The 26500-nt window shown below is 33.1% G+C and carries 25 protein-coding genes; 7 read left to right on the forward strand and 18 right to left on the reverse strand.

Annotated elements, in window-relative coordinates:
• Positions 1-3 precede the first annotated feature (3 nt).
• From QYS49_RS00585 to QYS49_RS00595, 3 genes are all read right to left on the reverse strand, one after another.
• The gene (locus QYS49_RS00585) at positions 4-777 is read right to left on the reverse strand and encodes a glycosyltransferase family 2 protein (RefSeq protein WP_308349682.1); all 774 of its coding nucleotides are present in this window, start codon (positions 775-777) and stop codon (positions 4-6) included.
• Between the two features lie 81 nt (positions 778-858).
• A complete protein-coding gene (gene ahcY / locus QYS49_RS00590) occupies positions 859-2160 on the reverse strand; it encodes an adenosylhomocysteinase (protein ID WP_308349683.1) in 1302 nt (433 codons plus the stop codon).
• 103 nt (positions 2161-2263) lie between these two features.
• The gene (locus QYS49_RS00595) at positions 2264-3028 is read right to left on the reverse strand and encodes a biotin--[acetyl-CoA-carboxylase] ligase (protein ID WP_308349684.1); all 765 of its coding nucleotides are present in this window, start codon (positions 3026-3028) and stop codon (positions 2264-2266) included.
• Positions 3029-3087: 59 nt separating this feature from the next.
• On the opposite strand from QYS49_RS00595, the gene rsfS reads away from it, so the two are divergent.
• Positions 3088-3441 (forward strand): ribosome silencing factor, encoded by a 354-nt coding sequence (rsfS, locus tag QYS49_RS00600; protein ID WP_308349685.1) that lies wholly within the window; start codon positions 3088-3090, stop codon positions 3439-3441.
• A 67-nt stretch (positions 3442-3508) separates the two neighbouring features.
• A complete protein-coding gene (ftsH, locus tag QYS49_RS00605) occupies positions 3509-5620 on the forward strand; it encodes an ATP-dependent zinc metalloprotease FtsH (RefSeq protein ID WP_308349686.1) in 2112 nt (703 codons plus the stop codon).
• A gap of 44 nt (positions 5621-5664) precedes the next feature.
• Here ftsH and QYS49_RS00610 read toward each other — a convergent pair whose 3' ends face one another.
• The 5 genes from QYS49_RS00610 to QYS49_RS00630 form a co-directional block, all read right to left on the reverse strand.
• Positions 5665-6960 carry a TlpA family protein disulfide reductase gene (locus tag QYS49_RS00610; protein WP_308349687.1) on the reverse strand — a complete coding sequence of 432 codons (1296 nt, stop codon included), beginning with the start codon at positions 6958-6960 and terminating at the stop codon, positions 5665-5667.
• A 77-nt stretch (positions 6961-7037) separates the two neighbouring features.
• Positions 7038-7487, reverse strand: a complete 450-nt coding sequence (locus tag QYS49_RS00615) for an SRPBCC family protein (RefSeq protein WP_308349688.1) — start codon at positions 7485-7487, stop codon at positions 7038-7040.
• Positions 7488-7523: 36 nt separating this feature from the next.
• Positions 7524-8027: a histidine phosphatase family protein gene (locus tag QYS49_RS00620; protein WP_308349689.1), complete on the reverse strand. Its 504-nt coding sequence runs from the start codon at positions 8025-8027 to the stop codon at positions 7524-7526.
• Between the two features lie 17 nt (positions 8028-8044).
• Positions 8045-9829 (reverse strand): ATP-binding protein, encoded by a 1785-nt coding sequence (locus tag QYS49_RS00625; RefSeq protein ID WP_308349690.1) that lies wholly within the window; start codon positions 9827-9829, stop codon positions 8045-8047.
• 208 nt (positions 9830-10037) lie between these two features.
• Positions 10038-10679, reverse strand: coding sequence for a carboxypeptidase-like regulatory domain-containing protein (locus tag QYS49_RS00630; RefSeq protein WP_308349691.1), 642 nt, complete (start codon positions 10677-10679; stop codon positions 10038-10040).
• A 155-nt stretch (positions 10680-10834) separates the two neighbouring features.
• Between QYS49_RS00630 and QYS49_RS00635 the strand changes: the two genes are divergently transcribed.
• From QYS49_RS00635 to QYS49_RS00645, 3 genes are all read left to right on the forward strand, one after another.
• Complete coding sequence (locus tag QYS49_RS00635) at positions 10835-11218, forward strand: ArsR/SmtB family transcription factor (RefSeq protein ID WP_013453971.1); 384 nt, start codon at positions 10835-10837, stop codon at positions 11216-11218.
• A complete protein-coding gene (locus QYS49_RS00640; RefSeq protein WP_308349692.1) occupies positions 11206-11910 on the forward strand; it encodes a YjjG family noncanonical pyrimidine nucleotidase in 705 nt (234 codons plus the stop codon). Before QYS49_RS00635 ends, QYS49_RS00640 begins: the two co-directional genes overlap by 13 nt.
• 129 nt (positions 11911-12039) lie before the next feature.
• Complete coding sequence (locus QYS49_RS00645) at positions 12040-13941, forward strand: DUF3858 domain-containing protein (RefSeq protein WP_308349693.1); 1902 nt, start codon at positions 12040-12042, stop codon at positions 13939-13941.
• Here the strand turns inward: QYS49_RS00645 and QYS49_RS00650 are convergent.
• From QYS49_RS00650 to QYS49_RS00680, 7 genes are all read right to left on the reverse strand, one after another.
• A complete protein-coding gene (locus QYS49_RS00650) occupies positions 13938-14963 on the reverse strand; it encodes a hypothetical protein (RefSeq protein ID WP_308349694.1) in 1026 nt (341 codons plus the stop codon). The genes QYS49_RS00645 and QYS49_RS00650 overlap by 4 nt on opposite strands.
• A gap of 33 nt (positions 14964-14996) precedes the next feature.
• A complete protein-coding gene (locus QYS49_RS00655) occupies positions 14997-15833 on the reverse strand; it encodes a UDP-2,3-diacylglucosamine diphosphatase (protein WP_308349695.1) in 837 nt (278 codons plus the stop codon).
• 185 nt (positions 15834-16018) lie between these two features.
• Positions 16019-16882 carry a DUF4249 family protein gene (locus tag QYS49_RS00660; RefSeq protein WP_308349696.1) on the reverse strand — a complete coding sequence of 288 codons (864 nt, stop codon included), beginning with the start codon at positions 16880-16882 and terminating at the stop codon, positions 16019-16021.
• Complete coding sequence (locus QYS49_RS00665; RefSeq protein ID WP_308349697.1) at positions 16882-19260, reverse strand: TonB-dependent receptor; 2379 nt, start codon at positions 19258-19260, stop codon at positions 16882-16884. Before QYS49_RS00665 ends, QYS49_RS00660 begins: the two co-directional genes overlap by 1 nt.
• 178 nt (positions 19261-19438) lie before the next feature.
• On the reverse strand, positions 19439-19690 hold the full coding sequence (locus QYS49_RS00670; protein ID WP_308351562.1) for an acyl carrier protein: 252 nt from the start codon (positions 19688-19690) through the stop codon (positions 19439-19441).
• A gap of 44 nt (positions 19691-19734) precedes the next feature.
• On the reverse strand, positions 19735-21084 hold the full coding sequence (locus QYS49_RS00675; protein WP_308349698.1) for a sensor histidine kinase: 1350 nt from the start codon (positions 21082-21084) through the stop codon (positions 19735-19737).
• Complete coding sequence (locus QYS49_RS00680; protein WP_308349699.1) at positions 21071-22462, reverse strand: sigma-54-dependent transcriptional regulator; 1392 nt, start codon at positions 22460-22462, stop codon at positions 21071-21073. Before QYS49_RS00680 ends, QYS49_RS00675 begins: the two co-directional genes overlap by 14 nt.
• Before the next feature lie 220 nt (positions 22463-22682).
• Here QYS49_RS00680 and QYS49_RS00685 point away from each other — a divergent pair, with 220 nt between their 5' ends.
• Complete coding sequence (locus tag QYS49_RS00685; RefSeq protein WP_085518834.1) at positions 22683-23111, forward strand: FKBP-type peptidyl-prolyl cis-trans isomerase; 429 nt, start codon at positions 22683-22685, stop codon at positions 23109-23111.
• A gap of 62 nt (positions 23112-23173) precedes the next feature.
• On the opposite strand, the gene QYS49_RS00690 is transcribed toward QYS49_RS00685, so the two are convergent.
• Complete coding sequence (locus tag QYS49_RS00690) at positions 23174-23968, reverse strand: SDR family oxidoreductase (RefSeq protein ID WP_308349700.1); 795 nt, start codon at positions 23966-23968, stop codon at positions 23174-23176.
• 145 nt (positions 23969-24113) lie between these two features.
• Between QYS49_RS00690 and QYS49_RS00695 the strand changes: the two genes are divergently transcribed.
• On the forward strand, positions 24114-25244 hold the full coding sequence (locus QYS49_RS00695) for a DUF4221 family protein (RefSeq protein WP_308349701.1): 1131 nt from the start codon (positions 24114-24116) through the stop codon (positions 25242-25244).
• A 58-nt stretch (positions 25245-25302) separates the two neighbouring features.
• On the opposite strand, the gene QYS49_RS00700 is transcribed toward QYS49_RS00695, so the two are convergent.
• Complete coding sequence (locus tag QYS49_RS00700; protein ID WP_308349702.1) at positions 25303-25683, reverse strand: hypothetical protein; 381 nt, start codon at positions 25681-25683, stop codon at positions 25303-25305.
• Positions 25684-25726: 43 nt separating this feature from the next.
• Positions 25727-26407: a septal ring lytic transglycosylase RlpA family protein gene (locus QYS49_RS00705; RefSeq protein ID WP_308349703.1), complete on the reverse strand. Its 681-nt coding sequence runs from the start codon at positions 26405-26407 to the stop codon at positions 25727-25729.
• Positions 26408-26500: the final 93 nt, after the last annotated feature.

Genomic DNA, 26500 nt, shown 5'->3' on the forward strand with positions numbered 1-26500 from the left:
AAATTAGGTGTGTGATTTAATTTTTTCAGCTCTTTCTAATTCCCAAAGCTTTATAATCTTCAAATAGGTTTCAACGGCAGTAAGTAAACAAATCGTTAACCCTCTATAACCACCAAGAAAACCATGTTTTAGAAAATAATCACGAAAAAATCTCCAGAAAGGCTTAAAAATTAATTTAAATACATTGAACCTCTTACCCTGATCGTAAGCTGCTTTGGCTGCTATTCCAGAAAAATAATTGATCTGCCTAATGTGTTCCTCAATAGTGTGATAGGTATAATGAAACAAATCTCCTTTGAGAAACTTTTTGCTATTGCTTGAAAGTATTATTTTATCGTGTGGATTTGTGCCTCCCCATTTGGCATGATTTCTATCGAAAAGCCTTATTTTTTGATCAGGATACCAACTTCCGTGAGGAAAAAACTTACCACAATAAGAGGATAACCTATTGAAGTAATATGCATCATGGTTCCAATTCTCTTTTACTTCAAGGATTGATATAATAAGCGCTTCAGATAATTCCTCATCAGCATCCAAGGAAAGTATAAAATCGTTAGAAGCTTGTTGTAAGGCAAAGTTTTTCTGCTGAATATGTCCTTCAAATGGATTTGTTCTGAAATCACAATTAAATTCTGAACAAATTTCTTCCGTTCTATCGGTGGAGAATGAATCGACTACAATTATTTCATCCGCAACTTTTGCTAAAGAAGTTAAACATCTCTTGATGTTTTTTTCCTCATTAAAAGTAATAATAACCGCAGATAATTTAATCTTCAAGGAATGGGCGTTTAAAAAATTAAAAAGCCAACAACCTCTTCTATTCGAAAACTAAAGAGAGATTGTTGGCTAAAAAAAATATTAATATCTGTAATACTCTGGCTTGTATGGTCCTTCAACGGTAACGCCAATGTATTCCGCTTGATCTTTGCTTAATGAATCTAATTCAACGCCAATCTTAGCTAAGTGTAAAGCCGCTACTTTTTCATCTAAATGCTTAGGCAACATATAAACAGCATTTTCATAATTGTCTTTACGAGTCCACAATTCAATTTGCGCCAATGTCTGATTAGTGAATGAATTAGACATTACAAAAGATGGGTGACCAGTAGCACAACCTAAATTCACCAATCTACCTTCAGCTAATAAAATGATTTGCTTTCCATTCTTCATGGTAATCAAATCTACTTGTGGCTTAATGTTATCCCACTCAGCATTTTTATGTAACCAGTCTACATCAATTTCATTATCAAAGTGGCCAATATTACAAACAATTGCTTTATCCTTCATTGCTTCAAACAAATCTGAAGTAATGATATCTTTATTACCAGTAGCCGTTACAATAATATCGGCTTCCGGAACAGCTTTTTTCATAGGCTTCACTTCAAAACCATCCATTGCAGCTTGAAGCGCACAAATTGGATCAATCTCCGTAACGATAACTCTAACGCCAGCACCTCTCAAAGAAGCAGCAGAACCTTTTCCTACATCACCATATCCACCAACAACAGCAACTTTTCCAGCCATCATCACATCAGTAGCTCTTCTAATAGCATCTACTAATGATTCTTTACAACCATATTTGTTATCAAATTTAGATTTAGTAACTGAATCGTTCACATTGATAGCAGGCATCGGTAAAGTACCTTTCTTCATTCTCTCGTACAATCTATGAACACCAGTAGTAGTTTCCTCAGAGAGTCCGTTGATGCCTTCAGCAAGCTCAGGATAGTTATCCAACACCATATTGGTTAAGTCACCACCATCATCCAAAATCATGTTTAATGGTTTTTTATCTTCTCCGAAGAAAAGTGTTTGCTCAATACACCAGTTGAATTCTTCCTCTGTCATGCCCTTCCAAGCATAAACGGGAACTCCCGCAGCCGCGATGGCAGCAGCAGCTTGATCTTGCGTTGAAAAGATATTACATGAACTCCAAGTTACTTCAGCACCTAATGCCACTAAAGTTTCAATCAAAACTGCCGTTTGGATTGTCATGTGCAAACAACCAGCAATTCTAGCACCTTTCAAAGGTTGCTCCTTACCGTATTCTTCTCTTAATGCCATCAAACCTGGCATTTCTGCCTCTGCTAGCGTAATTTCTTTTCTTCCCCAAGCGGCTAGGGAAATGTCTTTTACTTTGTAATTCTCTGTATCTGTCATTTTAACTTATTTTCTTCTTTGTATATGCATTTAGCAACACAAAATTACCACATTAGTTTTAATAATTAAAGAGAGTATGTGTTTATTGGAGGAAATCTTGCTATTAAGACAGCAAGCGGACTTCCTTGAAGTGGTATTTCTTATGAATACCACTTTCATCCTCAATTTCAAGCACCCCATCAGGATGAACATTGCGTATTATCCCATTGAATTTTCCGATGGAATCTTCATAATAAGCCACTTTATCTTTAAGATATAGTTTCGATTCATACCATTCATGAATAAATCTGAAATCACCACTTCTTAAAATCAGATAATAATGCTCTAGTCGCTGAACGATGTCGAGTAATACTTTCTCCAACTCAAATTCCTTTTCAAATTGTTTTGCTAAAGAAGTTGCTGTGGGTAGTAAATCTTCTGTTTGATTTACATTCAATCCAATCCCAATAATGCTTTCAGAAATTCCGCTTTGATTGATAGAATTTTCAATTAAAATCCCCGCTACCTTTCTCTTATTTAAAATAAGATCATTCGGCCATTTCACAAAAACTTTAGCATCAGCAGATAAATTCTTCACCACATCCAAAAGTGCTAATGAAGCCATTCTATTCAACTCAAATTGCTGCGATGCTTTTAAGAAATGAGGTTTTAGAAATATCGAGAATGTTAGATTTTTTCCTTCTGGAGAATCCCATTGACTTCCTCTTTGCCCCTTGCCTTTAGTTTGGTGTTTTGTGATGATAATTGCACCTTCGTGAAGCTGTTTTTTGGCAGACATTTGTGCCATCAAATCATTGGTTGAATGACAGCTTGGCAGAGAAACGATATGTTTCCCTATAAATAAGGTGTTGGCAAAGATTTTATGCAATATTATTTCGTAGATTTACAGCAAAGAAACATCTTAGATTTGAAACCAAAAAATATTTAATGAATTCAGAAGCTTTAAGTAATTTAGTAGTGCAGGGAATGCAGGAGAGAAAAGCTCAAGACATCACTATTTTAGATTTAACAGAAGTAAAAAATGCAGTAGCTGACTATTTTGTTATATGTTCAGCAACTTCCGATACCCAAGCAGATTCCATATCTGAATCCATTGAAAAATTTGTTCATAAAGAAGCAAATGAAAAGCCTTGGATGACTGAGGGAAAAAACAATAAGGAATGGATTCTAATAGATTTTGCAAGTGTTGTTGCTCATGTCTTCAAAACCGACAAAAGAGAACACTATAATCTCGAAAGTTTATGGGGCGATGCTAAAATCATAGAGGTAGAAAGCGTTTAAAAATTTATCACAAACATAATGCTGAAGGCAAACGTTATGCAAGCAGCATTGTAATAGTTAAAAAGTAATGGCAGAAAATCCAAAAGCACCGAAAGACGGTAAAAGAAAAAAAATCATACCAAAGCCACCTCAAAAGCCAAATTATCAAATATGGGTAATTATCATTTTGATTTCAGTGGTATTTGGTATTTCATTATTCAGTGGCAGCAGTAATGCCATTAAAATTTCTGAAAAGAGATTTGAAAGAATGTATATGAGCAATGATGTTCAAAAAGTATTATTGCTTAAGAATCAAGGGGTGGTTGAAGTATATTTGAAAGAAGACGCCCTTCAAAATTCTAAATATATTCAGGAATTAGAAAATAGCAATCCTTGGAATTATCAGCAAGGACCTCATTATCAATTTGAAATTCCTAGCTTAGACATCTTTGACCAAAATTTCACTGAACTTGAAAGTCAGGTTCCACAGGAGGACAGAATTGGTTACGAAGTTGAAGAGCGCACACAATGGTCAGAAATGTTTTGGAGCTATGGCTTCTTAATATTCTTATTATTTGGTGTTTGGTTCTTGATGAGAAGAATGTCAGGACAAGGCGGCCCTGGTGGTCAAATCTTCAACATTGGAAAATCCAAAGCGGCTTTATTTGATGCTGAGAATAAAGTAAAAATCACATTTAAAGATGTTGCAGGATTAGACGAAGCCAAAGAAGAAGTGGCCGAGATAGTTGAGTTCTTGAAGAACCCTGGTAAATTCACCACTTTAGGTGGTAAAATCCCTAAAGGAGCTTTATTAGTAGGGGCTCCAGGTACAGGAAAAACATTATTGGCTAAAGCTGTAGCTGGTGAAGCTGAAGTACCTTTCTTTTCATTGTCAGGTTCTGATTTCGTGGAAATGTTTGTTGGTGTTGGTGCGGCTAGGGTAAGAGATTTATTCAAACAGGCTAAAGAAAAGGCTCCTTGTATTGTATTTATCGATGAGATTGATGCAATCGGTCGTTCCAGAGGTGGCGGAAAAATGCCAGGCTCAAATGACGAAAGAGAAAACACATTGAACTCTCTTTTAGTAGAGATGGATGGATTCTCAACAGATTCAGGAGTTATAATCCTTGCAGCTACCAATAGACCAGATGTATTGGATTCAGCCTTAATGAGACCAGGTAGATTCGATAGACAAGTAAGTATAGATAAACCCGACATTATTGGTAGAGAAGCTATTTTCAAGGTTCACTTAGGCCCTTTGAAAGTTGACAAAGATGTTGATGCTAAAAAATTAGCAGCTCAAACTCCAGGTTTTGCAGGTGCAGAAATAGCAAATGTTTGTAATGAAGCAGCTCTTATTGCTGCAAGGAAAAACAAAAAAGCTGTGGAAATGCACGATTTCCAAGATGCAGTGGATAGAGTAATTGGTGGTCTTGAGAAGAAAAATAAAATCATATCTCCTGACGAGAAGAAAATAGTAGCTTATCATGAAGCAGGGCACGCAGTTGCAGGATGGTTCTTAGAACATGCTGATCCTTTGGTGAAAGTAAGTATTGTTCCAAGAGGAATTGCCGCTTTAGGTTATGCTCAGTATTTACCAAAAGAGCAATTCTTGCATCAAACAGAACAGTTATTTGATGAGATGTGTATGGCTCTTGGTGGACGTGCTGCTGAGGAAATTGTATTTGGTAAAATATCTACAGGAGCCTTAAGCGATTTGGAAAGGATTACTAAAATGGCTTACAGCATGGTAAGTGTATATGGTATGAATGAGAAAATCGGTAATGTTTCTTACTATGACTCTAAAGATGGTGGTGATTATAAATTCACTAAGCCTTATTCAGAAGACACTGCTAAAGTGATAGATGAAGAGGTAGGTAAATTAATTGCCAAAGCTTATGAAACCACTAAGAAACTCTTAACTGAAAAAAGAGATAAGCTAGAAATCTTAGCACAGCAATTGCTTGAGAAAGAGATTATATTCCAATCTGATTTGGAGAAACTAATTGGTAAAAGACCTTTTGCTCAGCAAACAACTTATGAGGCTTATACTAATGGAAAAAATCAAGAGAAATTAGATAAGGAAAAGAAAGAAGAAGAGAAAAAGAAAGCGGAATCAGAAAAAGCTAAAGAAGAAACTACAGCGACTGACTCTACAAACTCTGATTCTACTGATCAAGAGGATAAAAAAGAAGACTGACAATATTTATTTTAATCAGCTTAATAGCCCTGCATTTTGCAGGGCTATTTTTTTGTGCTAAAATGTTTCAATTTACTTTCTAAACGATTGCTAATTTCTAAAGGAACTGATTCTGTTTCTATCACTTTTCCACTATTATCAGTTAACACATAAAAAGGAAAGTCTCTAATTTTTTGATCTTTTCTGAAGTTACTTTTCCTGAAAGCATTTGACTGTTCGGGCAATAAATGAAAACCCCCTACCCTATTTTGATAAATAAATGATTTCGTTTTATCAGGTATTTCGTATGCATCTATGCAGATATGAATAAAATTATATTGCTCTTTAAATTTATTTTTTAAATCTGCTAAAAGATTAAATTCAGTGGTCATACGAGAATCCCAAGTAGACCAAAAAACTAACACATGCTTTTTTTCAGAAGAATCCCGAGCAAAATAACTCTCCATTGATCCATCAATATCTATCCCAAAAAGGAAATCTATTTTTTGAATTCTAGACACCTCTTTTACTGCCTGGCTTTGAATTAAAGCCTCAGCAAGATTCTGCTGTTTTAAATCTAAATCACTTTTTAAAAATTCATAATTCTCTTTTAATTCAGATACAGTTAAACCTTCTCGGAAGAAATGTTCAAATACCAATAAATTTGATTCAGGATTATTAAAATCAGTATCAATGGTAGATTTTATTTCCTTTTTATTAAGTCCTTTGAACGAATTTACATGATAATTTTGATAGTATAATTTATACATCAATTGCCAATATTGGGTGTAGGCAGGAATAAAATTAATCCATTTTTCATCAAATTGATAACTGAATTTTTCAATAGCAAGATTATACAAATTTTTGGCACTTCGACTATTCCAAACAATAGTATTATAGTTCTTTTCTGCTCTAAATTGATCATCAGTTTGAGCAAGTCTTTTCAAACTATCTAATGCATTAGCATAGTACAAATCAATTTCATTTAGCTCCTCTAGAGCTGAATTATTTAAATCCACTTTAGCTGAATACCAATCACTTTTTGAAATCATCTTTACATTAGAAGAATTGATCTCTGGAGAGGATAAATTAATTTCAATATCTGTAGACAAATCCTCCATCCATAAATAATATTCTTTTTCACTAAAGCTAAGCCTGTAAAAATGAAACTTTGATTCTGCTAATTGAAAAATAGTTGAGGTGGGATAAATGAATTGGGGAGCGTAATCTAAAATTTGAGGATGTACAGCATCTTGAAATTTCACTTCAATATCTTCATCATGCAAAAATGTAATAGTCTTAGCATGAATATTTATGATAGAACTTAAAATTAGAAGAAAAACAAAAATGAACCTGACCATTATAATATTTATATTATTTAAAGCAAAAATATAGATATTAGCTGATATTCAAGTGTTAAAGTGCGATTAATAAAAATTTAATCCTTAACAGCTTTAAAAAGCTTTTTATAAATCGGCTTACGATATACAAATTGAAGCCATAAAACAGGATACAACAAAATGTCCATTAATATAAATGGTGATTTGAAAGTGATATCATCAATAATAAAAGATTGGTTTTCTTTCGTTTTCTCTACTATATGATGATGCTTCCAATATTTTAAAAAGAAAGGTAATTTGGTTCCTTCATCCACAAATTCAAAAACTGAATCAGAAGTATTGTCAAAAGTAATTTCACTTATCCAGTCTTGCTTAAAGAAAATAAAATTCAATTCTAAATGGACTTTATCTCCTTTTTTGCAGCCACCAAATTCTTTTAATTGAACTGGTGGAAATGGAGGGTTCAATGATAAAAACAGTTTTTCATTAAACCCTTCTTTAACCGATAAAAAATCTTGACTTACTTTGGTTTTAAGCTTTAAATGCATGAAAATGAAATCAATTTAAAGGGTAAATGTTTAAAATTACTCTTTAAATTTTGAGCCGTATTGGTGAGTAATTACTTCTTTATTCTCGAATCTAAGCTCAAAGATTTTATCGTATTCCTTTTCCTTAATTTCTTCCTGAGGACGTTCAAAATCCAAAGCTTCTATTTGTTCAAGAATAGTATTGCTATGACCTACCACTAAAATAGTGTCTGCATCCATTTTCTTCAATTGCTTTGCAAAATCTTCGAAATCTTTAGCATCATAGATTGAAAGTTCAAGATTTTGCTGTTCTGCTAATGGCTTTGCTGTTTCTCGCATCCGAACAAAATCAGTAGTGAAAACAGTATCGATATCAATATTTTTAAACCAGCTGGCTAAATCCACTGAACGTATCACTCCGTCTGTTGTTAGTGGTGGATCATTTTTAGGAACCATATCCTTTTCAGCATGACGAACCATATAAATAACCTTGTTTTCATTTTCATTTGAACAAGAAACTGCCAAAAATGCTACTAAAATAATCGCTATTAATATTCTCATTTAATTCTTATTTAAATTTATACTTTTGGAAATGCTACTATAAATTTAGCACCTTTTCCTAATTGACTTTCACACCAAACACTACCATTCATCTCCTCCACATACTTTTTAACAATAGACAAGCCTAAGCCTGTTGAAGTTTCGTCTCCAGTAGGCTGAGCAGACAAGGTCATATATTTGGTAAATAATTTCACTTTATCTTTTTCTGAAATCCCAGGCCCTTCATCAGCCACATACACGTGGTGATATTCATGATGACTTTCAGTACCTATAAAAACTTGACTTCCTAAAGGAGAAAATTTTAAGGCATTGCTAACTAAATTTTCAAATACTTGTTTTAAGAAAAAAGGATCAACCATTACCATTTTTCCGCTAATAATTTGAGAAATATCAATCGAGATATTTTTAGACTTTGCCTTTTCCTCAAATTCAGCTACAGTTTCTTTCATTATCGCAGCCATATCTGTTGCACTGACCTTATAATTTAAGCTCTTCTTTTGAATTGATTCTAAATCTAAGATACGTTCTACCAATTCTTTTAAATGAAGGTTTGAACTTTCAAGCTTTTCAAAAACTTCTAATTCCTCTTTATCCCATTTTTCGCTCTTAAAGCCCAAAATTGTAATTAAACCACTCATTTGATTAATCGGACTTTTCAAATCGTGGGCAACAATGCCAATCAATTCATCTTTTTGCTTATTTATATCTGAAAGTTCCTTATTTTTTCTTTGAAGTAAATGCCGTTGGTGAGTAATCTCGTCTTTATTTTGGTTTAATTCATTCAATAATTCCTGTAATTGTTCACTTTTGTCTTTTAAAAGCACATTGTCTCTTTGTCTCATTCTATTTGAGCGAACTAATAATAATCCAATAATGATTACAAAAACAAGACCTAAACTAACAGAAATGATTATGACCCACTGTAAATCTTTTTGACGTTCAGCAGCTATTAAGCTTTGGCTTTGGATTTCCTTTTCTTTATTCAAAAAAGCGATTTCATCTGCTCGATCTGAAACATTATCTCCTGCAAGACCCCAAATTAATTCTGAATAGTCATTTCCAAGATATCTCCTGATAATTTTATCTGCCTCAGCACGGTATAGATAACTCTCAAAATAGTTCTTAACTGTCATATCCCAGCCTTTTCCTAATTGATAAATGAATCTATATCCATCTCTCTTTACCTGGAACTTACTGTGTCTTTTTACTGGATTACCTTTTCCAATTTCAATCACATAAAATGGCAAGCCAACAAAGCCCACCATTTCCTTATTCCGACTTACTAAACGAATGATATCCTCATCATTTGGAACATCTACATAGTTTAATTCTAAATCAAATTTATTACTAAGCTTATCTAAATCATCTTTATAAGTAGTACTGGAAATTGTGGCAGCCTCAAAGCCATCAATATGTGTTTTCAAGGCTGCTCCATCCTTTAGGTATGGTACCGAGAGGTGGGTAATAAAAACACTGACATCAGGCATATATGAGTATGAAAATCCAACCAACTTTGCTCGATCATCGGTTTTTGAAATGACTGATATTCCAAATGCTGGAACATCAGATTTATTTACATATTCGAATACAGAATCGAAAGTTGGAACTTGCTCCCATTCAATGAATAACTTTACTGAGTACTTCTTTTCAATAAATCGAAGATAGGAATCCATCATTTCCTTTTCTATGCCCAATAAATTCCCTATCTCATCTTTATAAATAAAAGGCTCTATCGGATAATAATAAACCTTTACTTTACCTGATCCTTCATCAAGAATATCTTGAAAAGTTTTTGCTGACACAAAATTCCCTGTGAACAGAAATAAAAATAATATGATGGCTGATATTCTCAAATAATTGTGTTTCAATTCTTAAAATAAACAGAAAGCCTCCATTAAAAAAAATATTAAGCCATTTATGGACAATATTAATCAAATGCAATCCTAGCAAGAAACTAAATTTTATTGAGAAAAACCGTTGGGATTTTTACAGAAAGGTACAATCTACTTGTTAATCGTTGTTATTACTAAAGTCACCGCGCTTTATTGCCCTGTAAATTTCTACCCATGACATTGGGTTTAGTAAAGGATTAATTCTTACTGAATTCTGGGTTTGATTATAAAAAGCTTGTTCTTGAACAAACCATCTATGGTTCATTGAACCATCAGCGGGTAAAGATTTATACATCTGCTGAAGAGTTGCAGGATCTAAATTTTTATCCATATTACTAAATTCTTGAGGTAGACGAACGGCCAAAACAGCTTTTTTAAATGCTTCGGCAGTTGGAGGCATATTATAAACTTGAACCTCATCTAACATTTCTCTATCCTGCTCTAATTGGAAAATCACTTTTAAAGTAGAACTTTTTATTTTGGGCACTACATAGGTAGCTTTTTTAAAACCAACAGCACTGATAACTAGGCTATCTCCTTCTAATGCAGGCATGGAAAAGAAACCGTATTGATTTGTTGAGGTACCTCTTCCGAAAATAGGGGTATATATATGAACACCAGGTATTGCTGAACTGTCAGCGTCCAACACTACTCCAGTAAATTGAATTACTTTTTCCGGTTCATTCTTCTCTACTTGAGAGTAGGAGAAAAAAGACACAAATAACAAAATAATTAATATGGGAAGTTTTCTTTGAACCATATATCACAAATATAATAGATTTAAAACTAAATTATTAACGATTGAGTTACTCTTTAGTTATTGATGCCAAAAATTAATTTATAGATTATAATTTAAATTAGACGGTTAAAGTTCATTCAGCGTTTTGTACTTTTACTTTAGTAATTAATTAGCTTATGAGGCTCAAGAACTTTACTTTAAATTTCAGTGTACAATTCTATAAATGTCTTTCTGATGATTCTCGTTTACGTATGCTGTTTTTAGTCCATCAAAATCAGGAAATGTGTATTTCAGACTTGGAAATGATTTTAGATTTTACTCAGGCTAAAACCTCAAGACATTTATCATTTTTAAAGAATAATGGAGTGCTAAATTCCAAGAAAGTTGATCAATGGGTGTTCTACTATGTAAAAGAAGAGGTGAAAGATTTATTAGCCCAAACATTTAAATTCGTAGAAAAAGACCAACAATTACAAAAAGATTTAGAAACCTTTAAAGTAATGTATTCCAATAGAACACTTGCTTTAAATAAATTACACAGCAAAAAATGGGTGAAATAAATACTTATAAACATATCTTCTTTGATTTAGACCATACGCTTTGGGATTACGAGAAAAATTCAAACGAAGCTTTAGGCGAATTATTCCTTAAATATCAACTCGATACTCTAGGTATAAGTACATGTGATCAATTCAATCTTTGTTTTGAAGAAATTAATAGCGCTCTTTGGAGAGATTATAATAAAAATAAGATATCTCGAGATGGAATAAGAGAACAGAGATTTTTGAGAATTTTGAATCAGTTCGAAATAAATGACAACGATTTGAGTGAAAAACTTTCTACAGAATACTTGATGCTATGCCCTACTAAACCACACTTAATACCCTACACTTTTGAAGTACTTGATTATTTAAAAGATAATTATCAACTCCATATTTTAACTAATGGATTTAAGGATGTTCAGAAATTGAAATTAGAAAAATCCAGATTACATTCTTACTTTACAACTGTAGTAACTTCAGACAGTGCCGGTTACAAAAAACCTATGACCTCAATATTTAAATTTGCGATTGATAAAGCGGAGGCTAGAAAAAACGAGAGCATTATGATAGGTGATAATCTTCAAACTGATATTCTTGGTGCAAGAAATTTCGGAATGGACACTGTTTATTTCAATCCAAAAAAAGAGAAACATAAATCAAGTGTTACACATGAAATTGATTGCTTAAGCCAATTGAAATCTATTTTTTAGCAGTTATTTTCTCAACCCAACTGAAAAAATTATTCAACGTATCATAGAATGATTAAATTACAATTGGAATAATAATTGCTTACTTTATTCGAATATAAAAAATCATTATATCAATAAAATTGAATCAAAATGCAGAAGATACTACTAAGCGCTTTTTTATCCCTCTTATTTTCGCTTCAACTCTTAGCTCAAGAAAGCAATCAGCCTAAGGATCCTGCATTTGGAATTGGAGCGGAAGCTATTATTCTTTTGGATAGTGGACATAGTGTTTATAATGAAAATTTTGAACTGATCTTCACTCACACTACTAAAATTGAAATTCTTTCTGAGGAAGGGCTTAGTTGGGCTAATGTAATGATCCCCTACAGCGAAAATGACTCTTTACTATTTATTAAAGGGCATACTTACAATTTAGCTGAAAATGATTCTCTTCAAATAGATAGTTTGCAAAAATCAACCATTAAAAAAGAAGTTAATAATGGTATAGTGGAAAATTATTTTTCACTTCCTAAAGCTAAAGTAGGAAGCATAATAGAATATACTTATCAAATAAAAATTGCTAATTGGCAAGAATTAAATAGCTGGTATTTCCAAAATGATATCCCAGTTATAAAGTCAACTTACACTACTGAGGTTCCCAATTACTTATTATTTTATAAATATTTAGAAGGTTCTTTAAGCTTGGATAATTTTGACAGGAAAACTGTTAAAAAAATGATTAAAGAAAAGCAAACTGATGTTTTGATAGAAAATTTTGAAATAGATAGCGTGCCTGCCTACGTAGAGGAAGAGGATGTGCCAGGATATGATTACTTTATCTCTAAAATAAAATTCAAATTAGCTGAATATACCTTACCAGGTAAATCCACAGAATTCATACTCCCTCAGAATTATGAGGAATTAGCTTATAATTGGGCTGGTTCTCCTTATTTCGAGAATGTTTACAGCCGAAGTAGTTATTTACAAGATGAAATCGACAGAATATATCATCCTGAATTATTTAAAATAGATGTTATAAAAGGCTTTTATTTCTTCATTCGAAATAACTTTTCTGTAGACTTATCCTTTAATGAAAAAAGCTTAGAAGAAGCCTATAAAGCCAGAAAGGGTACGCCTCAACAAATCAACATGCTTTTAACAAAAATGCTTAACCAATCAGGTTTTGACGCCTATTTGATTGCTTTAAGTTCAATAGAAAATAGACCTACATATCCAGAAAACCCCTATTTCGAATTATTTGATGTTTATGTATGCATGGTGAGATACAATGGAGAAAATTATTTCCTAGATGCTTCCGATAAAAACTTACTATTCAATATGCTTCCTCCAAATTTCATTAACAATGGTGGTTTGGTTATTTCTCAGAAAGCACCAGGTTTTGTGCCTTTGGATTTTAATTTTGAGGATAATGAAATAGTAAATGCTGAATTTGAGATCTCAGATACTGCTACCATCAAAGGAACTTATGAGGTAAAGAGAAAAGGCTATGCAGTTTATTCTTTTGACTCACGTTTTCTTAATAACAATAGATCATACAATGATTATCTGATTGAAACCATATTTGAAAATATGGATTGGAATATTAAGAAACATGAAGTAAGTGATGAATTTGAAGAAAATAAATATTTAAAAGAGCACTTAACTTTTGTGAGACCGGTGGATTCCGTTGCAAAAAATTATATGGAGATTAACCCTGTTGTCTTTAATGAATTTTCAGATAACCCTCTAAAAGATGAAAAAAGACAAAACCCAATCACTCTATATACACCACTCATCAGGAAAGCTAGTTATTCTTATGAAATTCCAGAAGGCTGGACAATTTTAGAATACCCTGCTGATAAAAGTATAGGCTTACAAGATGGGAAAGGAAAGCTTATGTATCAGTACAAAAAAATAGGAAACACCTTAAAAATAGAATATACCATTGATTATGACCAAGTGATTTTCATGCCAGAGGAATACCCTATGATTAAAAAATTCTTAGATATAGTTAGTGAAACATTAAATCAAAAAATAGTTTTAATTCGTTAATTATGGTCTTTTAAATACTGTAAACTTTCAGCCACAACATCTCCCATCGTTTTGCAATTATTAAAATTAGGATGCTTATAATATTCAGCTAATTCCGCTTTCAAGCTAGCGATATTTTCAGGGGTTGAAATTACATCTTTTCGCATAGCTTTCATCAATTCTTTTAAGCTATGGTCAGATGCCTTCATTCTATTTACAATCAAAGAGCGTTCTTCTTTTTGATATTGCTTAACAGTGGCAGGTGTCATCAATTCCAAACCTAATTCAATAATTGGATTGTTCTGCTTAAAATATTGCGGCATATACACTGCTTTTCTGCCTTCATAGGATTGCTGATCAAAATCAATGGATTTAATTCGGTAATGGATTTCTTCAAAATCAGGTGTGATATCAATTACAAAATTACTAGAATGCATATCTCCTAACAATCGTACAAAACAGCGTTCTGTAAATTTCACAAATTCCTTGGCTAATCTGATTTTATTTAATTTATCATCATTCATATAATTTCTGATAAATTGATCTCCTGGAATTCCCGGAATATGCTCCTCAATTAATGTATCTCCATTTACGATATAACTCATCCTGTTTGGAGACAATAAATGTTCCAATTCTAAACCATAGATTCGGGAGGCATCAGCTTTTTTTATGTAGAAATAATCAAAATTATCATTAATTTGATTCACTATCCGCACTCGAAAAGGATATGTGTTCCCATAAGTACAAGCATCTACCCTATCTACATAAAGGTGCTCCATTACAGACAAATCACCATCTGCCTTTAGGATAGCATAGATATTTTTTAATCCGTAGTAGATATGCTTCATATCATCTTGAGGAAAAAACAAGGTTTCCCATAACGTATCATTATCCTCGCTATCATAAAGAGGAATTGCATTATTCGCCCTAGTTAAATCACTGTATTTGATTGGTATATCAAGTTGCCGACCATGATGCTTTAGGTACTTCACCAAATTATTACTGACCGGAAATATCTTCTTCTTTTTACTGATTAAAGCCATATTCGAATATAAAGCCTTTTCAGCGAAAATTTATTATGCAGTCTTTTTTCGTAGGTTTATTTCTTCAGTTTTCTCAGTAGATTTAGGATTAAGATTGATTTCTCCCATCTTTTTATGATTCGATTTATAGGCTGAGGTATCAGCATAATAAACTAATGACCAATTGCCATCCTTATCTTCTGTCAAAGCACTCATACTCTCCACCCAATCGCCTGAATTCATATAAATCAATCCTTCAATTTCTTTTAGTGCCGGCTGATGAATATGTCCACAAATGATTCCATCGCAATCTTTTATCTTCGCTATTTCAATCAATTGTTTTTCAAAATCATCAATATAAGAAACTGCTGATTTAACTTTTGATTTTACTACTTGACTGAGTGAATAATAAGGTAATCCTTTGCTTCTTCTATATTGATTATATTTGGAATTAACCCACAATAAAAAAGTATAACCCACATCTCCCAATTTGGCTACCCATTTAAGATTAGTGGTAATGGAATCAAAAACATCACCATGTACAACATAGAATTTCTTACCATTGCTTTCGATCATTAAATCTCTTTTAATAGTAAGATTACCCACTTTGAAAGGAAGAACTTGATCTAGGAAATCATCATGATTTCCTCTAAGATAAATGACCTCAGTTTTATGTTCCTCAATCATTTTTAGGATTCGGTTGAAAAAACGAGTGTGTTTTCTTTTCCAAGTGCCATATTTTTTGAGTTGCCATCCATCAATAATATCTCCATTCAATATTAATCTGTCGCAACTGCATTGCTTCAAGAATTTAACTAATTCTTTTGCCTTGGAGCCTTTCGTACCAAGATGTACATTGGATATAACTAAAGTTTTGTAGTGTGTTATCATGACCTTCGTTGGTTTCCTAAAGGTCATCATTGATTATTAATCCATTTTTAAGTCGTTGTTAAACAATTAAAAAGGATTTAAGCTAATCTTCAGCTTAAATAACATTGGTATAAAAATCAATCAACATTAAATTAACAATGAAGAATTGAAATTGAGGTGTTTTTAGACAGAACCTAATTAGAATATTATTCTCTTTTTTTAATAATAAGGCTTCTTCTTTGAACTGAACTAAATTGAATAAATCCTAAAGGTTCATTCTCTGGATTCGTGAGATTTTTAATATTCGTTGATGGATTTACAGGAGGTGGACTAAAAACTCCCCCATCATTGAACAATAGGTTTATAAATTCAACATAATATTGATAAACATCCTCATTTAAAGTATAAAGCTCCAGATCAACAGTATCCTTTTCTTCAAAAGATCCTGGAACTGGTAAGGATCGGAATTCTTTACCAAAAAATTCAGAAGTTAAAACAGAGTTAGAAAGTGCTCCTCTTGAATTTCTAAGCGTGTCATTTACTGTAATGTCTAATTTAAAATACTCTATACCTTCATTATTGAGCCTTCCGTTAACAAACATAAAATAGCCTTCACCAATTACTGGTTGTCCTAAATTTTGCAAATCCTCCTCAGATAAATAGTAAATTGAATCAAGAGTAGGGTTTTCTAATATTTCTCCCTTTGCTTCCAGTAATTCCCCATTTACTGAAATTTGAATTTTATATTCTGACCCAACATCTAGACTTAATGAATCAAAAGTCTGATATAAACTATCCTCAGAATTATAAATAAAATTACTAATTAAGTTATCCTTTGCATCTAACAAACTTATTTCAGCATTAGAAACTGGTTTCATATTTCCAGTATCATAATAATTCAAACTTTGTGATATTTTTATTCTCTGAATGGAGTTTTTATCCACAATTTCACCTTCAATCACTAGTCTAGTTTCAGATTGTTCTAAATCCAAATCAATTACTTCTTGACAGCTCCAACTTAAAAGAACAGCAAAAACCAGACTCAATATTTTATTTCTATTCGCTCTCATCAGTTAAAAGAAAAGTTATAGGTAACAGAAGGAATGATTCCAAACAATGCTGTCTTTACAGCAGCAGGCCTTGTACTCGTAATCGGCCCATCTTCTGATGCATTAAAAGTAGGATCATCATTATTCACTTGCCTAAATTCAATTGAAAAAGGGTTTTTACGATTATAAACATTATAAAATGAAAGGGTAATTTCATGGTTATAACGCTTCCAACCACTATTAAATTTATAGGTTAAGCCTAAGTCCATTCTGTGAAAATCTGGCATTCGGCTGGTATTTCTTTTACTATCATCATAATATGGAATATTCTGTCCATTCATGATGTATCTCCCTTCCGGAAATGATACAGCTGCGCCTGTTGCATATACCCAATTCCCAGAAAAAGATAGTCGCTCAGAAAATTTATGCGACAATACTAATGCAATATCGTGAGGTTTATCATAGCGAGCTAAATAAGGCTCTCCGCTTGCTACTCCTTCTATTTGTCTTTCAGTTCTGGAAAGTGTGTAGCTTAACCAGCCTGTGGTTTTTCCAATATTTTTTCTTAACATAAACTCAGCTCCATAAGACCAGGCTATTCCATCTGCTACTGCTGTTTCAATTCTATCATTTAATAAAACATCCTCTCCAGGAAGAAAATCCACTACATTTTGAAGCCATTTGTAATATCCTTCAACTGAGATTTCCCAAGCATTATCTTTAAAATTCCTAAAATAACCCAAAGCCACTTGGTCTCCGATGACAGGTTTTATATGATAATCAGCAGGAATCCATCGGTCGGTCGGAAAACCAGCGGTTGCATTGGTTGCCACTTGCAAATATTGGCGCATTCTATTATAAGAAGCTTTCAAACTAGTTTTAGAATTCACCATATACCGAATCCCTAATCTGGGTTCAAATCCTCCATAATGTTTTACCAATTCATTGCTTTGGTAAACATCAGTTCTAATTTCGTTTTCAGGTCTTTTGGGCAGACCATTTTCATAAATTGAAACCGAATCGGGACCAATCTTCGCAAAAGAAGAATAACGGATACCGTATTCCATACTTAATTTATCCGTAATAGTATGCTGATTACTGATATAAAGAGCCGTTTCCATTGCAAAATCGTTTTGTAGATTGAAATCCTGAATATTGGATTCTTGAGAGGTGATTTCTGCCGGAGCAAATACATGGTAAATTGCATTAGCACCAAAGAAAAGTGTGTTGTTATTATTTAGAAAATAATCAAAGTCCATTTTTAGATTATATTCTTGTAAACCTGAATTCCAATTAAAGCCTGTTCCAGCAGAATTGACATCAAATCCGTAATCGAAATTACTGTATAGCAAAGTGGTATTTAAAAACAATTTATCATTGAAAAGGTGATTCCATCTAGTTGAAAAGGTTGCATTACCCCAATCAAAACCGAATAGATCTTGAAATCCTAAATTATCACGACCAAAATAACCAGAGACAAATATTTTATCTTTATCACTGAATCTATAATTGAATTTTGTATTGAAATCATAAAAATAGAGTGTATTGTTTCTGATGTTCTCATCTTTAGCGAAAGCTAAAAACACATCTGCATAGGTTCTTCTACCTGATAAGAGCAAAGAAGATTTATCTTTCACAATTGGAATCTCAGCTGTTAAGCGACTACTAATACTTCCTATTCCTCCGGAAGCTTCAAATTCTTGGTTATTTCCTTCCCGCATTTGAATATCCAATATGGAAGAAATCCGTCCTCCATATTTAGCAGGAATTCCGCCTTTATAAATCTCTACATTCTTTACAGCATCGGGATTGAAAACAGAAAAGAATCCTAGTAAGTGACTAGCATTATATACGGTAGCTTCATCAAGTAGAATTAAGTTTTGGTCTGAGCTTCCTCCTCTTACAAACATCCCTGAAGTACCTTCTCCAGCAGTGGAAACACCAGGTAATAGTTGTAAACTTTTCACTACATCTACCTCACCAAAAAGAGCCGGCATAGATTTAATTCGTTCAATCTGCAGCTTTTCAGTGCTCATTTTTACTGAGCTAACGTTTTCATCACTTCTGGTAGCTGAAACCACTACTTCATCTAAGCGTGAAGTCTCCTCTTCTAAATTGAAATTGAGCGTAATATCATCAGAAATATCTACAGAAATATCTTTAGTAGTGTAGCCAACATAGCTTGCTTTTAGTGTATATTCTCCTTTTGGTAATTCAAAAGAATAATAACCATAAATATTGGTTGCCATTCCATTTCCAGGCTGATCTTTATCTACTACAGTAGCGCCAATTAAAACTTCTCCTGAGCCTGCATCTTTTACATAGCCGCTAACAGTGTACTTTTGGGCATATAATGAAGATGCTAAAAAAAATAGTAAAACGGTTATTCTAAAATGCATAAGGTTTGATAGTAGGGAATTATAATGCAAGAAGAACGAAGGTCATTGACTTTTGTTAATGAATTCATTAAAACTTAACAACAGCTTTTATAAATGGAGGATATAGAGGATAAATAAAACCGATGGTAATAAAATATTTAACCATCGGTATCAATTCAAGTTCTAAAATGAGAAAATTCTATTCAGCAGACTGAATTTTTTCATCAATATATTTTACTGCCTGATTGATAGTTGATAATTTTTCAGCATCCATATCTGGAATTCTAATATCGAAATTTTGCTCAAATTCCATTACCAATTCAGCGTAATCCAAGGAATCTATTCCTAAGTCTTTGATAAAACTTGCATCCGCAGTTACCTCCGAACTAGCTATACCTAGCTTTTCGACTAATATATTCGTAATGGTTTTTTGAATTTCTTCTTTTGGCATTTTGCTTATTTTTTCCACAAATATAACTATTTAAAGGGTAATCACTAAAATTTCAATACAAACTCTGTACCAACTCCTAACGCAGATTGAACTGATATATTACCTTGATGTTTTCTAACTATTTCTTTAGATAAACTAAGGCCTATTCCAGAACCATTTTTCTTAGTTGTAAAGAACGGAATAAATATTTTAGTCAAAGCTTCTGGCTCAATTCCAGCTCCATCATCTTTCACCGTAATAACGACTCTCTTTTTTGTGTCGAGGTTGGAACTAATCCAGATATTTTTTTCTACTTGCTCTGAATCAAATGCTTCCGATGCATTTTTAACTAAATTGATAATAACTTGTTCAATCAGTTCCCTATCTATTGGGATTTCAGGAATCCGTTCATCTAATGATTTATGAACCTTAATGGATTTCCCTTTTAGTTCTTTACTCATCAATAATGAAATCCCTTCTAAAAGCACATTTATATTTTCATTTTTTAGTTTTGGTGTTGGTGTATGTGTGAGATTTCTAAACTCATTCAAAAATCTAATTAACCCTTCACTTCTATTTTCAATGGTTTTAAGAGAATACATCAAGTCCTCCATATCATCTTTTTGGATCGGTACTTCCTCTGCACCATTTACTTTGTAATCGCTGAGCATTTCACGCGTTGTGCCCGTTAAAGATGAAATAGGAGTAACGGAATTCATGATTTCATGAGTTAAAACCCTGATCAGATTCCTCCAGGCTTCCATCTCTTTCTCATCAAGTTCAGTTTGAATATTTTGTAAAGAAACAAGCTTAAATTGTTTGTCATGCAATTGTAATTCAATAGCATAAACCGATAATTGCCTACTTTCTTCTCCAATATTTACCTGGATTAATTTACTCCCTCCTGTTTTAAGTTCTTTAAAAGTATCTACCAACTCTTCACTGACTTTAGCTAATTGTTGGATATTATTGACCTGATAAGAGGTGTTCAATAATTTTTTGGCAGCAAAATTATATAATTGTATTTCACCTGATTTATTAAAAGTGATAATCCCAATCCCAACATGCTGAACAATATTTCGAAAATACTGATATTCCGCTTCTTTTTCTTTCTGTCTATGTTTTATAGTGTTGATGATTGCAGAGTATTGCTGCTTTAATTCTTCATTTTTTTCTTCCGGTTCAAAATCTATTTCATTGTTTTTCAATTGTTCTAAAAAACGATTGATAGAGATTTCATTTGCCGCTTGTTCTTTAAAAAATGCTCTGGCTTGAATCACAATCAACACCAAAAATAATATACCCAGAAATGTAGATTCATTATAAACCGTCACAATTGCCCAAACAAAAATGGTTAAGGACAATAATACCAGCCGAATTAAAAACTTTTTTAAAAGTGGATTATTGAAGGTCATATTTACTTAATCTTCTATATAAAGAGGCTCTCGTAAGCCCCAACTCTTCGGCAGCCTTTGATATATTTCCCCCATGAATTTGTATTGCTTTTTGAATAGTATGTCTTTCTACATCCTCCAAATTAAAGCTATCATCCATTGCTGCTGATTGCTGTGAATTTGAATTCCCTCCTTTTGATAAAAAGAAAAAGTCATCTGCTTCCAAAGTAGATTGATCTGCCATTATTAAAGAGCGCTCAATGGCATGTTGTAATTCCCTGATATTTCCAGGCCACTGATATTTCTGCAATAGTCTTAAGGCATTTTGACTTATTTTCATATCGCCTTTTTTATACTTTTTAGCATAGATTTTCAGAAAGTGATCTGCTAAAAGGGGGATATCTTCTATTCGCTCTCTCAATGCTGGAAGATGGATTTCAACAGTATTGATTCTATACAATAAATCCTGTCTGAATTCGCCTTCATTTACCCTTGCATTTATATCTTCATTCGTAGCACAGATTAAGCGGGTATCGAATGGAATGGCTTCATTACTGCCTAAGCGAGTAACTGTTCTACTCTGTAATACATTTAATAATTTTGCTTGAAGGGGTGCACTTAAATTTCCAATTTCATCCAAAAATATGGTTCCCTTATCTGCAATTTCAAATCTACCTGCTCTATCTATTTTAGCATCCGTGAAGGCTCCTTTTTTATGACCAAAGAGTTCACTTTCAAATAAGGAATCAGTTAATGCTCCCATATCCACGCTCACAAAAGAATTATCTTTCCTAGTTGATTTTTTATGTAGTGCTCTAGCAATTAATTCTTTCCCTGTTCCGTTCTCTCCTAATATCAGCACATTGGCATCAGTAGCCGCTACTTTATCAATAATCGTGAACACATTCTGCAATGCCCTGCTCTCACCAATGATTGATTTGAATGGGGCGTCAATGGATTCTTCCAATTGCTGCTTTTCCTGTTCCAACCTGCTGACTTGATTATAAGAGTTTTTCAGTTGAGATGCCGCATGAATAGTGGCCACTAATTTCTCGTTTTGCCAAGGCTTTAACACAAAATCAGTAGCGCCCTTCTTCAATGCACTTACAGCCGTTTCCACATCGCCAAAGGCAGTTATTAAAATTACGACTGCTTTAGGATCTCTTTCTTTTATTTGCTCCAGCCAGTACATTCCTTCTTTACCGCTGGTTGTATCCTGACTGAAATTCATATCCAATAGAATCACATCGTATGTTCCCTGATTTAAAAGAAATGGAATTTTTCTAGGGTCTTTCTCAATGATGACTTCTTTCACATGTTTTTTCAACAGCATTTTAGCTGCAAACAAAACATCTTCATCGTCATCTATAATTAATACTTTATTGATTTCTTTTTCCATTTTATTTGAATTCTATGATGTATAAGATAAAAACAATGCCAAAGCCAAAAACGAGCTTTTGAGCTTACAATTTAAGAAATACCTTGAAAAAACTGTTCATTTTCGTACATTATTGTTACATAATCGAACAATTTTAGGATTTAAGCGAGAATATTTTTTCTTTAGGGAATGATAGTGGTAGCTTTGTGGTTTATAAAGAGAAATTACAAAAGCAAAAATTATGTCAACAGCAAAAAAAGGCGACAAAGTAAAAGTTCACTACACAGGTAAATTATCAGACGGTACCGTATTTGATAGTTCTTTGGAAAGAGAGCCGATTGAGTTCGAATTAGGTGCAGGACAGATGATTGCCGGTTTTGACAAAGCGGTAGATGGTATGACTATTGGAGACAAGAAAAGTGCCGACATCCCTAGCGCAGAAGCTTATGGTGACAAAAGAGACGATATGATGGTTCCAGTTCCTCATGACAAAGTTCCTGAAGAAATCAAACCAGAGGTAGGCATGCAGTTATCAATGCAACAGCCTGATGGTCAAGCTTTACCTGTTTTAGTAGCAGAAGTAAATGATGATCACATTGTTTTGGATGCTAATCACCCATTAGCAGGAAAAGACTTAAGTTTCGAAATAGAATTAGTTGAAATCAGCTAATCAGTTTAAAATTTTAAAAGTGAAAGCCCGGCAATTGTCGGGCTTTTTTTGTGCTCTATATTTTACCTCACACTCCTTTTCAAAATCATCTTAGCAAACAAACCCGGAAATAACCTCTTTAGTAAAACACCAAAACGCTCTGTTCCTCCAATTACAGTTTCCAATTTATCTTGTTCAACTGCTTTAACTATTCTTCTCGCGCATTCCCGCGCAGTCATTCCATTGGCTTGCGCATTATCCATTTCCCCAGTTGGCTTGCCGTCCGAACCTAAGGCATTTACTGAAACATCCGTCTTAATAAAGCCAGGGCAAACCATAGTGACCTTTATATTATCATTATGAAGTTCGGTGCGGAAGGAATCGAAAAAGCCGTGCAGCGCATGTTTAGCAGCAGCATAAGATGATCGCCAAGGAGAACCAAATTTACCCACTAGACTACTAGTGACCACAAAATGTCCAGCTTTTTGCTTAACCATATGTGGAGCTACAGCCTTTGTTAAAGCGATTGTTCCGAAATAATCGATTTCCATGATCTTTCTATCGACCGACAACTCGGTTTCTAAAGCCATACCTCTTTGACTAATTCCACCATTATTGAATAGTATATCAATCCTACCAAAATGAGCCAATACTTCTGCCACTTTTGAGTCAAAAGTTTTAATATCGGCCAAATCAAGGGGGAGAATCATGATATTCTTTGGTTTGGATGATTTGGCTTTTACTTCTTCCAAAACCTCTTGCCTTCTGGCAGAAATTACCACCTTAGCTCCCTTATTAATGAGTTCGTAAACAAGAGCTTCCCCTATGCCCGAACTTGCGCCTGTTACCCAGGCAATTTTATCTTTTACTTTTGTCATAATTAGCTCAATTCATCCTCTGATGAGCGAATTTACATTTTATCCTCTTCTTTTCTTTGAAATTTCAGGAAGAAAACAAAACTAATGTTATAGTTTTATAGAAAAATACTTTATATTCACACTTTCAAATAAATTAAAACCTGGTATGAAATACTTTTTCTCTTCTATAGGCATAATTTTGACTATTTTCTTCACTTCTTGTAATCAAACCAAGGAGAATGAAAAAAACGAATCAGAAATAAGGGTTTCCATCGATTCAGTTAGGGTGGATCCTAAAGGTGAAATAATTGATACAAAATATGGTCTGTATTCTTATGGATTCGATCAAGAAAAAAAGTTTATGTATAAGTTCAACACCAATAATCGCCATGGATTAGAGATAATTGATATGGGGAAAATGGAGTTAGTTGAATTTATTCCGTTTGAAGTAGAGGGTCCCAATGGCACTACCAGCAGAATTAGGTCAGTTCAATATATTTCAGATAATGAAATTATAATTACAAATAGTAAATCCATACTGATATTTAACAAAAAAGCCAAATTGCAACATAAATATCCCATTTCAGAAAACAAGTTTATGGGGGATTCAATACCAAAAGATCTAGAAATGGAGTCGAGTGGATTATTTGTCCCTGAAAAAAACCTATCCTTCAATTTAATCAATGAAGGTTTTGGCTATGTAAGGGGTTTTTCAAAATTAGATTTGTATGAAAATACTCGTCAACCATACTGGGTTGATGAATTAAAAAAACTGGATGATTATCATATATCCCTCAATTTAGATGGTAGAATGATAATGTTAAGAACTTATTTGCACACTATTTTTCAGGATGATAAATTCATATTAAGCCATGATATGGAAAATGAAGTTTACTACTATGACTTGAGGTTAGATAGCATCATTCATAAAAAATATACAAGTCAATTGAGTGCTAATAAAAATGAAGTTTATGGCAAATTAGAAGCTGAATCAAGAGAGGAACTAGGTGAAATCATGTCGAGCCGAAATAAAAGCATCCGATTTGGCAAGATTGTTTTTGATGAAGAAAGAAACCAGTTCTATCGTTTTTCATCTTTTTCAAGCAGCGATGACAAGGAAAAAGATGACTGGAGTATTATCTTGACTATTTTTGATAAGGATTTGAACCAATTAAAGGAAACTGATAATATCCCTTTAGATGAAGTTCCTGAAACTTACTTTGTGAAAGATGGTGAAATTTATGTTTACAAAAATATGGAGGATGAATTGGGCTTTTTGGTTTTGAGTTTATCCTAATGAACAAAATTTATTGCTGTATTCGATTTTTAATAATTCTGAAGTTATGAATTTAAAATCAGAAATAATTATCTTCTAATATCTTCACTTTCATTTCACGTTCTGAAATGCTTAATATCTTAAATTTAACTATCAAGTCACCTTCTGAGGTTTTAATAGTCAAAATAGATAGCTCAGGATTATGCTCATAAATTCCGTCTTCCATATAATGCGCATCAGCAGGATGCAATACTAAATATTCACATTTATTGTTAGAATAAAATGCATAGGTTGACCGAAACCAGGAAGGGCCTAAACGATCATCACCACAGGGATAATATACTTGAATTTCCTCTCCACTTTCCGCCAATGACCAGCAATTTCTATATGAAATGGAATCATCTTCTATGCAAGAAAAAAGAATTAGAATTAATAGAAAGGGAATTAAATATTTCAGCATCTTAAAGAAACATAATATGCTCTTTTAGTTGAAAATCATGATATCAATACCTAGTAACAAAAGCATCAGGAAAGCGATCTGCCATTTTGGCTTTTAGTTTATCAGCTCGTTTTCTATTTCTATATTCCCCTAAAATCAAGGCATAAACTTTAGTATCATTTAATTCCTTCACTTCAATAAATAAATTTGCTCTATACGATTTCTCAATGTTTTCGGAGAGTTTCAGCATATTATCAAACCCTTTGAAACTTCCCACTTGAACACCAAAGCCAGAAGGTTCTTTTCTCTTTACCTTCATTTCAAAGTAGGTTTCATTATCAATTTTTTGATCTGTTTGAACGGGTCTATTGCTATTTATTCTCCCATCTCCTGCATCTATCACTTCAATTTGAACTTCTGCCAACCCTTGATTTATAAATTTTAATTTTTCTGCAGCTGAACGAGATAAGTCAATCACTCTACCTTCCACAAAAGGCCCTCTATCATTTATTCGCACTTCCACTGATTCTTTGTTTTCCAAATTTGTCACCTTCACTATGGTTCCAAATGGAAGAAATTTATGGGCCGCAGTCAATTTTTTATGCTTATATTTCTCACCGCTAGCTGTCTGTTTACCTTCAAATTTATCAGCATAAAAGGAAGCAGTTCCTTTTTGAATTTGAGCAAATGAGACTCCAAGGCTAAGAATAAATAAAAAGAAAGTAAAAATTAGTTTATTGAGCATTTCAGTTCTTTTTTTGTGTGCATGAATTTAATGTTTGTAAAACTATTTTCACAATAATTTTTAAACGCTTATTTTGCCAATATTATAGAAAGA

The organism is Marivirga salinae (assembly GCF_030503855.1).
GTDB lineage: Bacteria > Bacteroidota > Bacteroidia > Cytophagales > Cyclobacteriaceae > Marivirga > Marivirga salinarum.